The sequence below is a fragment of the Agrobacterium tumefaciens genome (assembly GCF_005221325.1).
Taxonomy (GTDB): domain Bacteria; phylum Pseudomonadota; class Alphaproteobacteria; order Rhizobiales; family Rhizobiaceae; genus Agrobacterium.
Window position 1 is genome coordinate 1,371,512 of the sequence record NZ_CP039889.1, and the last position, 11,892, is coordinate 1,383,403.

At 60.3% G+C, this 11,892-nt stretch carries 8 protein-coding genes; 1 reads left to right on the forward strand and 7 read right to left on the reverse strand.

The window, feature by feature from the left end; genetic code table 11:
- Nucleotides 1-86: 86 nt before the first annotated feature.
- The gene (locus tag CFBP5499_RS21165) at nt 87-1,085 is read right to left on the reverse strand and encodes an ABC transporter substrate-binding protein (RefSeq protein ID WP_080828530.1); all 999 of its coding nucleotides are present in this window, start codon (nt 1,083-1,085) and stop codon (nt 87-89) included.
- 365 nt (nt 1,086-1,450) lie between these two features.
- Here CFBP5499_RS21165 and CFBP5499_RS21170 point away from each other — a divergent pair, with 365 nt between their 5' ends.
- Nucleotides 1,451-4,426: a PAS domain-containing protein gene (locus tag CFBP5499_RS21170; RefSeq protein WP_137066447.1), complete on the forward strand. Its 2,976-nt coding sequence runs from the start codon at nt 1,451-1,453 to the stop codon at nt 4,424-4,426.
- 23 nt (nt 4,427-4,449) lie between these two features.
- On the opposite strand, the gene CFBP5499_RS21175 is transcribed toward CFBP5499_RS21170, so the two are convergent.
- The 6 genes from CFBP5499_RS21175 to CFBP5499_RS21200 all read right to left on the reverse strand — a co-directional run bounded on the left by CFBP5499_RS21175 (nt 4,450) and on the right by CFBP5499_RS21200 (nt 11,883).
- Nucleotides 4,450-5,394: a 2-hydroxyacid dehydrogenase gene (locus tag CFBP5499_RS21175; protein WP_080830149.1), complete on the reverse strand. Its 945-nt coding sequence runs from the start codon at nt 5,392-5,394 to the stop codon at nt 4,450-4,452.
- Between the two features lie 125 nt (nt 5,395-5,519).
- Nucleotides 5,520-7,868 carry a polysaccharide biosynthesis tyrosine autokinase gene (locus CFBP5499_RS21180; protein WP_173989506.1) on the reverse strand — a complete coding sequence of 783 codons (2,349 nt, stop codon included), beginning with the start codon at nt 7,866-7,868 and terminating at the stop codon, nt 5,520-5,522.
- A gap of 107 nt (nt 7,869-7,975) precedes the next feature.
- The gene (locus CFBP5499_RS21185; protein WP_080828527.1) at nt 7,976-8,881 is read right to left on the reverse strand and encodes a UTP--glucose-1-phosphate uridylyltransferase; all 906 of its coding nucleotides are present in this window, start codon (nt 8,879-8,881) and stop codon (nt 7,976-7,978) included.
- A gap of 67 nt (nt 8,882-8,948) precedes the next feature.
- Entirely contained in the window at nt 8,949-9,944 is a 996-nt protein-coding gene (locus tag CFBP5499_RS21190; protein WP_080828525.1) for a glycosyltransferase family 2 protein, read from the reverse strand.
- The gene (locus CFBP5499_RS21195) at nt 9,944-10,888 is read right to left on the reverse strand and encodes a glycosyltransferase (RefSeq protein ID WP_080828523.1); all 945 of its coding nucleotides are present in this window, start codon (nt 10,886-10,888) and stop codon (nt 9,944-9,946) included. Before CFBP5499_RS21195 ends, CFBP5499_RS21190 begins: the two co-directional genes overlap by 1 nt.
- Nucleotides 10,885-11,883 (reverse strand): glycosyltransferase family 2 protein, encoded by a 999-nt coding sequence (locus CFBP5499_RS21200; protein WP_080828520.1) that lies wholly within the window; start codon nt 11,881-11,883, stop codon nt 10,885-10,887. The genes CFBP5499_RS21195 and CFBP5499_RS21200 overlap by 4 nt, the downstream gene beginning before the upstream one ends.
- Nucleotides 11,884-11,892 lie beyond the last annotated feature (9 nt).

Below are 11,892 nucleotides of genomic sequence, written 5' to 3' on the forward strand. Positions count from 1 at the left end.
AGCCGACAGGCATCCCGGAACCGATGCGGCGCGGCGTCGCCACTGGCGGACGCCGGTTGCCGGGCAGATATGTGAGGACGCGCTTTTTAAAGGGCGGCCTTGACCTTTTCCGCGACCTCAGGAGAAACCCAACCCTTCCAGAGGGCTTCGTTTTCCTTCAGGAATTGCTTGGCGCCGTCTTCACCGGTTGCCTGGTTGTCGGTCATCCAGGCGATCAGCTTGTTGACGGTGCTGTTGGTCCAGGCGCGCTTGTTGAGATAGTCCATAGCCGGGCCTGCACGGTCGGCAAAGCTCTTGCTGACGAGCGTCTGCACGTCATCGACCTGCCATGCATTTGGCTTCGGGTCCGGACAATCGGCAACCGAGGTGCAGCGCTTCCATTCGGCGGCATCATATTCGGTGCCGAAACCGAGCTTCACCATCTCATATTTGCCGAGCAGCGAGGTGGGGGCCCAATAATAGCCGACCCAAGGCTGCTTGGCTTCGTAAGCCTTGGCGATGGAGCCGTCGAGGCCTGCGGCGGAACCGGTATCGACGAGGGTGAAGCCAGCCTTTTCACCGCCGAAAGCCTTGAAAAGCTGTGCGGTGACGACCGTGCCGCCCCAGCCCTGCGGGCCGTTGAACACGGCGCCCTTGGACTTGTCTTCCGGCGCGGGGAACAGTTCGGGGTGTTTGAAAAGGTCAGGAATGGTCTTGAGATCGGGGTTGGCATCGGCGAGATATTTCGGAATCCACCAGCCCTGGACGGCGCCGTCCGACAGGATCTTGGCGGCTGCGACGACCTTGCCGCCTTCCAGGCCCTGCTTGACGATTTCCGGCTGCAGGCTGACCCAGGCCTCAGGCGCGATATCCGGCTGGCCTTTTTCGGCCATGGAGGTCAAGGTCGGCACGGTGTCGCCGGTCACGATTTCGGCTGAGCAACCATAACCTTTTTCAAGAATGAATTTATCGAGATTGGCGGCGACTTCGGCGGATTGCCAGTTCATGCTGGCGATCGTCACGTTTCCGCAGTCGGCGGCATAGGCCGCGCCGCCTGAAAAGGCGAAGCCGGCAGAAAGAATTGTGGCACCCAAAAGTATTTTCATTTTTGTTCCCTCTGGTCGCGGTGTGGCGAAGACCCGGGCGCTGACGGCACCGCGACCGCCAGCACCCTTATTGAGGCTTAATAATTCCTTTGTGGCCATTCCGTTTGCGGCAATTTCTGGCGTATTGAGGATGCCAATCGTCAAGCAAACAGGCGCCTGGAGGCATATCTTTGAGAAATTCGTGGTGTGAAGCTACTGAAATCTCAAGTTCTTTAGCGCTTGCATCACGATATTTCGGGACCTGTGGAACTTTTCGAATTTTTAAAAAAATGTCGGGAACAATAAGCGGAAGTTTCTGTTTTCTTGGACTTTTCTCTCGTCATGTATTACGGGAGGTTTCCTCTCGATTTTCGTGGTGATGTTGAATGACCAATCTTCGTGCTGCCCCGGTATGGCCGATCGGTGGCGGTGAAACGGGTGAGCTTGTGCGCCGCTTCGACTGGTCGAAGACATCGCTCGGTCCTATTTGCGACTGGCCGCAAAATTTGAGGCAAAAGGCCAATTCCGTCGTCAATTCCCCCATTCCGCAGGTGCTGATGTGGGGCAACGATCATGTGATGATCTATAATGACGGCTATGCCGAGATCGCCGGCAATTATCACCCGCAGGCACTTGGCGGAACGGTGCCCGGCATCTGGCCGGAAATATGGGACTGGAACAGCCGCATCCTGGAAGCCGGTTTCCGCGGCGAGGTGATGGCCTATCGCGACCAGCCAATGACGCTGATGCGACATGGCGTGCCCGAAGAGGTGATCTTCGATCTGTTCTACACGCCGATCTATAACGAGGGCGGCACGGTGGACGGTGTTTTATGCACCGTGCTCGAAAACACCGAAAAAGTGAAGGCGATCGAGGCGCTGGAGCAGAGTCGCAAGGAGCTTACCCGGCTTACGAATGCCCTGCCCATTCTGGTCGGATATGTCGATCGTGATTACGTCTATAAATTCGCCAATGACGGCTATCTGGAATGGTTCGGCCGGCGCGCCGAGGAGGTGATCGGCCACAGTGTGCCCGACATCGTCGGCAAGGAATTTTTCGAGGCCCGCAGGGCCTATCTCGACCGGGCGCTTGCCGGTGAGAAGATCGTTTCCGACACGGTGATCCGCAGGCCGGACGGCAGCCTGCGCGCCGCCGAAATCCGCTATGTACCGCGCTATATTACGGATGGTTCCATCGATGGCATCTATGTGCTGATCATCGACATCGAGGAACGCAAGCGCTCGGAGCAGGAAATCCTCATCAGCAACAACCGTTTCCGCGCAGCAGTAGAGGCGGTGCACGGCGTATTGTGGACTAACAGCGCCGATGGCAGGATGCGGGGCGAGCAGCCTGCCTGGGCCGCCATGACCGGCCAAACCCCTGAAGAATATCAGGATTTTGGCTGGGCGGATGCGGTTCACGCGGAAGACCGGCAGAGTTCCGTCGACAGCTGGAACAGGGCGGTTGCGGAAAAGTCGACCTACATCTGGGAACATCGGGTGCGGCGCCATGACGGCGTCTACCGCATCTTTTCGATCCGCGGCGTGCCGATTTTCGACAAGGACGGCGCTATTGCCGAATGGGTCGGGGTTCACACGGATATTACCGAGCAACGGCGATCGGAAGACACCCTCAAGGAACATGCCAGCAATCTCGAGCGCGAGATTCGTCACCGCATCCGGGCGGAAGAGCAGCTTCGGCAATTGAACGAAGGCCTTGAAGCGCGTGTCGAGATGGAAATGGCGGAGCGCCGCCAGACCGAAAAGGCCTTGCAGCAAGCCCAGAAGATGGAATCCATCGGTCAACTGACGGGCGGTGTGGCGCATGACTTCAACAATCTTCTGCAGGTGATCGCGGGCAATCTGCAATTGCTGTCGAAGGATGTGGCCGGCAATGAACGCGCCGAAAGGCGGCTGGAAAATGCGCTCGCCGGTGTCCATCGCGGTGCAAAGCTCGCCAGTCAGCTGCTGGCCTTCGGCCGCCGGCAGGCGTTGGAGCCGCGCGTCATCAACATCGCGCGTTTCGTCACCGGCATGGACGATCTGCTGCGCCGTTCGCTTGGCGAAGCGATCGAGGTGGAGGTCATTACGTCAGGTGGTCTCTGGAACACCTATGCCGACCCCAACCAGGTGGAGAATGCGCTGCTCAATCTCGCCATCAATGCGCGCGACGCCATGGAAGGGCACGGCAAGCTGACCATCGAAGTTGGCAATGCGGTGCTCGATCGCGATTATGCCCGCAAGCATTCGGAGGTTTCGGCAGGGCAATATGTCATGCTCGCCGTTACCGATACCGGGTCAGGCATGTCGCCGGAGATTCTCGAAAAGGTCTTCGAGCCGTTCTTCTCGACAAAGCCGGAGGGCAAGGGCACGGGTCTCGGCCTTTCGATGGTCTATGGTTTCGCGAAACAATCGAGCGGCCACGTCAACATTTATAGCGAGGTGGGGCAGGGCACGACGGTGAAGATGTATCTGCCGCGCTCCGCTGCCGATGAGGACAGGGAAGTGGTGATGCCGACCGGCCCCGTCGAGGGAGGAACGGAAACCATTCTCGTGGTGGAGGACGACGAAGAGGTGCGCAACACCGTCGTCGAGACGCTTGGTGATCTTGGCTACCGGGTGCTGACCGCCCGTGATGCGCAGGCCGGCCTGACGGTGGTGGAAAGCGGCATTCCCATCGATGTCATCTTCACCGATGTGGTGATGCCCGGGCCTTTGAAAAGCCGGGAAATGGCACGCCGCGCGCAGGAGCGGCTGCCCAATCTCGCCGTTCTTTTCACGTCCGGTTACACGGAAAACTCCATCGTGCACGGCGGCAAGCTGGATGCGGGGGTGGAGCTGTTGTCCAAGCCCTATACGCGCGAAGCGCTGGCACGGCGCATTCGCCATGTGATTGCCAATCGCAAGCAGGTATCGCTGTCGAGAGCACGGCCGGCGGCCACAGCGGGTTATGCGAAACCTTCCGAAGCCGCGAGCGCGGTCGACAGTGAAAACAGGTCGATCCGCGTCCTTCTGGTCGAGGACGATGAGTTGATCCGGATGAATTCGACGGAGATGCTGTCGGAAAGCGGCTTTGCCGTCGTCGAAGCGGGAAATGCCGCGCAGGCGCTGAAGGTTATCGAGGCGGACCGGATAGACGTTCTCGTTACCGATCTCGGCCTGCCCGACATGAAGGGCGGCGAGCTGGCGGTGGAGGCCCTGCGCCGCAAGCCGGGGCTTGCCATCGTGTTTGCGACGGGTGACAGCCATCTGCCGGAAGGGGCGCCTGAAAGCGCGGTCCTGCTGACCAAGCCCTATGATGAGCAGCAGATCGTCTCGGCCGTCGAACAGGCCCATACGGCAAAGGCGACGGGGGCGGAATAGGCCGCCCGGCGTCCTGTTACGGCTCAGTAACCGCGGATCATGTCGACCGTTTCCGGCAAGCCGCCGGTCTGCCGCCAGGCACGGACATTGCCCGCCACGATCCGGGCCGAACTCTCCCGGCTTGTCGGGGCGGAAATATGCGGCAGGACGGTGACTTTCGGGTGCCGCCAGAATGGCGAAGCCGTGGGCAGCGGCTCCTGTTCGAAGACATCGAGAACCGCGTGCGAAATCCGGCCGGCATCTAGCGCAGCGATCAGATCGTCGGCGACGATGACGGCGCCGCGGGCGAAATTGATGAGTGCGGCCCCCTGTTTCATCACGGCGAGACGGCCGGCATCGAGAAGGCCGCGCGTCGCATCGGTGAGCGGCACGAGGCAGACGAGAATGTCGCTTTTTTCGAGCAATGCCTGCAGCCCGTCATCCCCCTTCAGTGTTTCCACACCCGCGATTGCCTTCTCCGAGCGGCTCCAGCCGGCGACGTTGAAACCGGCTTGGGTGAGGCGCTCCGCCGCCGCCGTGCCGAGCGCCCCAAGGCCGAGCAGGCCGATGGTCATCTCGCCGGGGTGGCGGTAGTCCAGCTCCTGCCAGAGCGCCTTTTCCTGGTTCTCGCGATAGGCGGGCATGTCGCGCTGCAGATAATAGGTCCATGCCAGCACAGCTTCCGCCATCACACGGGAAAGCTCGGGGTCCTTCAATCGAACGATGGGCGGAGCCTTGTCGCCCAGTTCCAGCACCAGCCGCTCGACACCCGCCCACAGGCTGTGGATCCATGTGAGGCCCGGAAGTGCGGCAATATCGGCAGGGTCGGGATTGGCGACGATGGCGAAATCCACGGCCTGTTTCTGGTCGTCCGACAATTCGGAAAAGGCGAGGATGTCTTCTTCCGGCATGGCGGCGCGCAGCGCCTGTTTCCAGACGGCTTCCGTTTCCGCATTCATCCGTGAAACAAAGGCGATGGGTGATGGCATGAGATGGGTCCTGCTTGCGATTTGGCTTTCCGCCATCAATGCGCATTTCGCTGGGCAATGCCATCGGTTTGTCGATGGAACCCTCGCAGAAAAAACGGCCCGGTTTTCACCGGGCCGTTTCATGATCAGGCATCTTCCTTCACCGGCGGCTTTGCGTCGCCGTAATAGGCCGAGAATTTCTCGTGATAATGCTCCGAACCGCCGGGGCCAGCATAACGCTGCAATTCCGTCATGTCGGTCTTGTTGAGCACGATGCCCAGCGTCTTGTTGGCGATCTGCGGTTCGTTGGCCATCAGGTTCTGCACCATCTGGATCGGCGTCTTGCCCCATTCGGTGACGAAGACGAAACCGTCCACCTGCGGCGCAAAGGCCTTGGCGTCGATGACGGGAACGACGGGCGCAAGGTCAACGATGATGTAATCGCAGGCTTCGCGGGCAGAATCGATGAATTTGCGCATCCCGGAGGACGAGAGCAACTCACTCGAATGGGCGAACTGGTTGCTGGTGGAAACCGGCAGGATGCCCATCTTGGTGCGCGTATCCACCTTCACCGCCTGCGTCCACGGAACTTCATCGAGCACGACTTCGACAAGGCCGGCGGATTGGCGTGTCGTCAGCATGCGGCTGAGGCCGGGATTGCGGATATCGGCGTCCACGACAAGCGTGCGCTTGCCTGTCGAGGCGATCAGCCCGGCGAGATTGAGCGCCACGACCGATTTGCCCTCGTTCGGCAGGCAGGAAATGACGCCGATCACCCGGCACTGGCGCTCCTGAATGACGACATCCGCCGTCAGCTTCACGTTGCGCAGCGTTTCCGCAAAACTGGAGCGCGGGCTGTCGACGGCAAGGCGCAGCATTTTCTGGAAGGAAACCTGCCCGCTTTCGTCAAGCGTGGCGTTCTCGCCGCCGGGGGTCGCGGCGCTGTTGCCGGTCTTGGCATTTTCCACGCCCCTTTCACCGATGAAGGGCAGGTAACCCAGGAAGCGCATGCGCAGATTGTCACGCACATCATTGCCGGTGTGGAAGAAGCGATCGCGGAATTCGAGAAGCGCTGCGATACCGCCACCCAGCATCAGGCCGAGGATGACCGAAAGCGCCATGGTCATGGTCTTTTTCGGGCTGGAAGGCGATGTCGGCAGGCCAGCTTCGGAAATGATGCGGGCCTTGGCGATCGGCAATGACTGTTTCTGCGAGGCCTCTTCGAAGCGGCCGAGATAGGACTGATAGAGGGTGCGCAATGCGGTTGCCCGCTGCTCGAGTTCGCGCAATTGCACCATGGTGATATTGGCCTGCGAATTGCGCCCCGCGACGCCTTCAATATTGTCGCGCAGCGACTGCACGCGGGAATTGGCAACGTCGTATTCGTTCTTCAGGCTGCCGGTCAGTTGCTGCAATTCCTGATAGATCTGCCGCGAAACCTCTTTCTTTTCAGCGTCCAGCGCAACAGCCTGCGGATGGTCCGCACCGAATTGCTGCACGATACCCTGCTGCCGGTCGGAAATGGTGATGTAGCGTTTGCGAAGATCCTGAATGACCGAATTGTCGGTGTCGCGGGCCGAAACGACGGCATTGTCGACGGCCACGTCCGGTCCCCGGTCGATGATGGACTTGTACTGGCCATAGCGGGCCGAAGCTGTCGCGGCATCCGCCTGCGCGGCGATCAGCTGGCCGTTCAGATCGGCAAGCTGGCCTTCCGACATCAACTCGCCGCGCGAGGAGACGATGTTGTTATCGGATTTGAACTTCTGGACCGCGAGCTCGGCCGCCTGGGCGCGCTGATTGAGGTCTGTCATGCGCTCCTGCAACCACACGGAAGCGCGTTCGCTGGCGTCGAAATTGGCGTTCAGCTGTTCGGTCAGGTAGGCCTGCGCATAGGTCTTGGCAATCTGCGCGGCGAGCTGCCGGTCGGTCGAGCGGGTGGAGATGGCGATGACCGAGCTGCGGCCAACACGCTCCACCGTCAGCGACTGCTGCAGCACGGCGGCGGCCTTTTCGCGGCGTCCGGCGCGGATCGCGGCTTCGGAAACCGGCGGATCGCCCGGCAGGACGAGATCGAGGATACCGCGGACGGAGATCTTGACGAGTTCGACCGGCGACATCGGCGGATTGACGATGGTGTCGTTCTCGTCGAGCTTGGCCTTGTCGACCACGGTCAGCGCCATTTCCTTGGATTTGAGGATTTCCACGGCACTGGCGATGCGGTTGTCGACGATCTGCGCGGCGGGCACCGGCGATTCCTCTTCCGCATAACGGGAAAGGCTTTCATCGAGCAGCACCTGCGTCATCGCGGTGTAAACGGGGGTCGCAAGCACCAGATAAAGGCCGGCCAGAACCACGGCGGCAATGACGGAGACGGCAATGACATTGGCACGACGCACCACGGCGGCCCACAGGCGGTCGAGGTCGATAAACGTGTCGGAATCCTTGCCGGATTCCGGAAAACCGATGTTGGATTTAAAGGTCTTGTGGTGCATGGACCTACCTTGTGAACTAAAAATGGTACGCGGGAAGCCGAGCATCGCTCGCCTTCCCGCCTCCCGTTATTGGTGCGCCGGCCGCCTCCCCGGCGGCGCGATGAAAGTCAGGCCGCCTGAACGCGGCTTTCGTGGTTCGCCACCAGTTCCTTCACCGAAGCGAGGACCTGGGCCTCCATATCCGAACGCATCAGCGAAAAGGCGACGTTGGCGGCAATGAAGCCCTGCTTGCTGCCACAATCGAAGGTGCGGCCCGAATATTTCTGCGCGTGGAACGGCTGCTTTTCGGCGAGCCGCTTCATGCCGTCGGTCAGCTGAATCTCATTGCCCGCGCCTCGCTCCTGCCTGGCGAGAATATCGAAGATTTCGGGCTGCAGGATGTAGCGACCATTCAGGTAATAATTCGAAGGCGCCTTCGAGGGTTCCGGCTTCTCGACCATTTCGGTGACGGAAAAGCCGTGGTTGACCTTCTGGCCGACGCCGACGACGCCATAGGAAGACACTTCTTCCGGCAGGCATTCCTCGACACCGAGAATATTGCCGCCAACCTCGTCGTAAAGTTCCATCAGCCCGGCAATGCAGCCGCGTGCGCCATAGGAAACCATATCAGGCAGTAGCAGGGCGAAGGGTTCCTTGCCCACCAGTTCGCGCGCGCACCAGACAGCGTGGCCGAGACCGAGCGGCACCTGCTGGCGCGTATAGCTGACGGTGCCGGCGACGGGCAGCATCTTTTCCAGCTGCAACACCTGCACGGTCTTGCCGGAGCGGGTGAGCGTGTTGATGAGTTCCGGTGCGCTGTCGAAATAGTCCTCGATGGCGGTCTTGTTGCGGCTCGTTACGAAAATAATGTGTTCGATGCCGGCCTGCATGGCTTCATCGACAGCATATTGCACGACCGGCCGATCGACGATCGTCAGCATTTCCTTTGGCATCGCCTTGGTGGCGGGCAAAAACCGCGTGCCGTTGCCGGCTACCGGAATGACGGCTTTTCTGACAGTTCTGTTCAGGTCCATCGCGTTCTCCTTCATCAAGGTTTGATCTGTCCCCAGTCCCCGCGCAGATTTCGTCCACGCGTCAATTTCACGAAATCTGCCTTTTCACCCCTGTATTCGCCGCGGGCGCAAACATCGCGTCCCGCAACCTCCTCAGCCGCACTGCAATAGGCATTCGCAAATGCCCCAGCACGGCAGGATCCCTGATCGTGGTCTTCAAGGCGCCGAGTATCGAGCGGCTCTTGATGTTTTCCACCAATGTCAAAAAATTATGCGCCAGCCGCAGGCTGCGGGCTCTCGCCTGCTGCGCATCCATGGCGGCGGGCAGCAATGTGTAATGGCTCAGAAATTCCTGATCCGCCCGCATCATCGCCTCGACGTGATGAAGTTCGAGCACACGCGAAATCGAGCCTTCGCGGATATTGTAGATATAACCCGGCTTCGGTTCGATGACGCAGAGACCGCCGGCGGCGAGCGCCGAGGCGAGCAGGATATAATCCTCACCGATGCGGATATCCTCGCGGAAGCGCAGTACCTCACTATTGAGGAAATCTCGTCGGAACATCGGTTTCATGTAGCCGAAGTTGAAAGTGGAGCGGAACAGGATGTTGGACGAAATGAAGTCCTCAAGGGTGAGAACCGCTCGTTCCTCCAGAAATTCTTCCGGAAACATCGTCTCCATCGGTCTGCCATCGGTGTAGACGACATCGAGATTGTCGACCGCGATGACCGCACCTGCGGCCTCTGCCCGGCACATCACGCAGGCGGAGCGTTCCGGGCGGATGACGTCGTCAGAATCGAGCACGGCGATCCAGCGCCCGGTCGCGGCTTCGATGCCGGCATTGCGCGCACCGCCCGGACCGAGGTTTTCTTCAAGCGCAAGCAGGCGGACGCGTGGATCGATGGCGGCAATCGCCTCCACGAACGGGATGGTATCGTCGGCGGAACGGTCATCCACGACGATCACCTCCAGCGTCACCCCGCGCTGGTCGAGCGCGCTTTGAACGGCGGCTTCGATCGTATCGGCGGCATTATAGGCGGCGATGACGAAGCTGATATCGGGCGGCGAGGCAAGGTTCTCCATCAGGTCGCCTCCACCGCACCATATTGGCGGATTTCACGCACGCCGAAGGCGCCGCTCATCGAGCCCATATGCAGTGCGGCACGCAGCGCATAGCGGTTGCGGCGTACGGCGTTGAAACCGTTCAGCGCGGCGAAGACGCCGCAATAAAGCACCTTCGAGCCGGCCTTCAGCACCTGCACCACGCGGCGTGCGCCGGGCTTTTTCTCGGCCAGCACCCGGCCGTGGGTCTGGCCGGAACGGAAGCGGCGCTTGGCAAGCCACATAAAGCTCGCCCTATTTTCCGGAACCGGCTCCGACAGCACCGCATCTTCCGCAAAGACGATGCGGCCGCCGGCGGCATGAAGGTGCGAGAAGAAATGCGTGTCTTCGCCGCCACTCTGGCCGAGCGCCAGCGCGAAGCGCCGGCCCTTCACCGAGGGCGCTTCCATCTTGAGAAGCGTGTTGCAGGTATAACCTGTGATGATTTCGCCATTCACCCAGACCGGAACAGTCGAGTGGAAATCGCCACGTTTCATCCAGCCCGGCGCATTGTCCCGGTAAACCGCAGTGACGGGGCCGAGGACGGTTTCCGCACCGGTCTCATCGGCCTTTTCGAGAAGGGCGGCGAGCCAATGCGGCGGAGCAGTTTCGTCATCATCGATGAAAGCGAGATAATCCGCCTTGCATTCCGACAGGCAGGCATTGCGGGCAATCGAAATATTCGATTTCGGGCAATGCACATAGGTGATTTCGAAAGGGGCGGTTTCGCGCAGGCGATCAACGCTTGCTTTGGCACTCGGCTCTTCATCATTATCGGCGACGATCAAACGAACTTTCACACCTTCCGGCACGTCCAGCTCGAAGAGTGACAGAAGTGTGGCAACCAGCGCCGGGCGTCTGTAGGTGCAGATGCCGATATCGACGGTTTTCGAATCATGCGGGCGGGTGACGGTGTTGTCGGTCATGAGACAGCCTTTCTTCCCCGGAATTTCAGGAGTTCCAGCCAGAAGCCGGTGGACCAGGCCAGATGCATCACCATCGCCGAAAAGGCGGCGAGGGGGCCGTATGGGTTTTTCTGACCTATTGCCATCCACAAGCCATACCCCACACATGCGGCGATCCAGAGGCCGAGCGGAATAAGTGCCGCCCAATGGATGAGCGACAGCAGCGCGAAGATAAAGACCGGCAGCACCGCGAGCGGAATCATCTGGCGGATTTTCGGGATCGACCGGTGTTTTACGAGGTTCTTCGCGCGGCCGCGGCCATAGGCGAGATATTGCCGGAACAGCGGCATGACGCTGGCGCGCGGGTAATAGGTCATGCGGGTCTTGTCGGTCATCCAGATGCGGAAACCGGATTTGCGCAGCCGGAAATCCAGTTCGGCATCTTCATTATGGCTGAAGCTCTCGTCATAACCGCCGACCGCATCGAAGGCGGCAATCCGCATCAGCGCATGGTGGCCATGGTCGATCCAGTGACCCTTGGCGCCTTCGCGGTGCTTGGAACCACCATTGCCGAGCTTGGAATTCTGGGCAATGGCTGTCGCCTTCTGAAACAGGCCGTGGCCGACCGTATCCATGGCGACGACGACGGAATCCGCGCCGGTGCGCTCCGCATCCTCGATCAGCCGCTGGCAATAATCATCGGGATAATCGCCGTGAGCGTCGATGCGAATGAGGTAGTCGAAATCCTCGCCGAAGGTGGCGACCGCAAGGTTGATGCCGGCGCTCTGAATGCGCTTCGGATTGGCGAGAAGCGTGACGCGGTCGTCCGTCGCCGCGAAGGCGGAAACGATATCGCGGGTTCCATCCGTGCTGCCGCCATCGGCAACCACGATGCGGAAAAGACGCCCCTGCATCGCGCCGGTGAATTTGACAAGCAGCCCTTCGATCGTCTTTGCCTCATTGAGGCAGGGAATGACGATCAGCGTTCTGATGCCGGAATGACCAAGACCTTCCATGATTTGCCC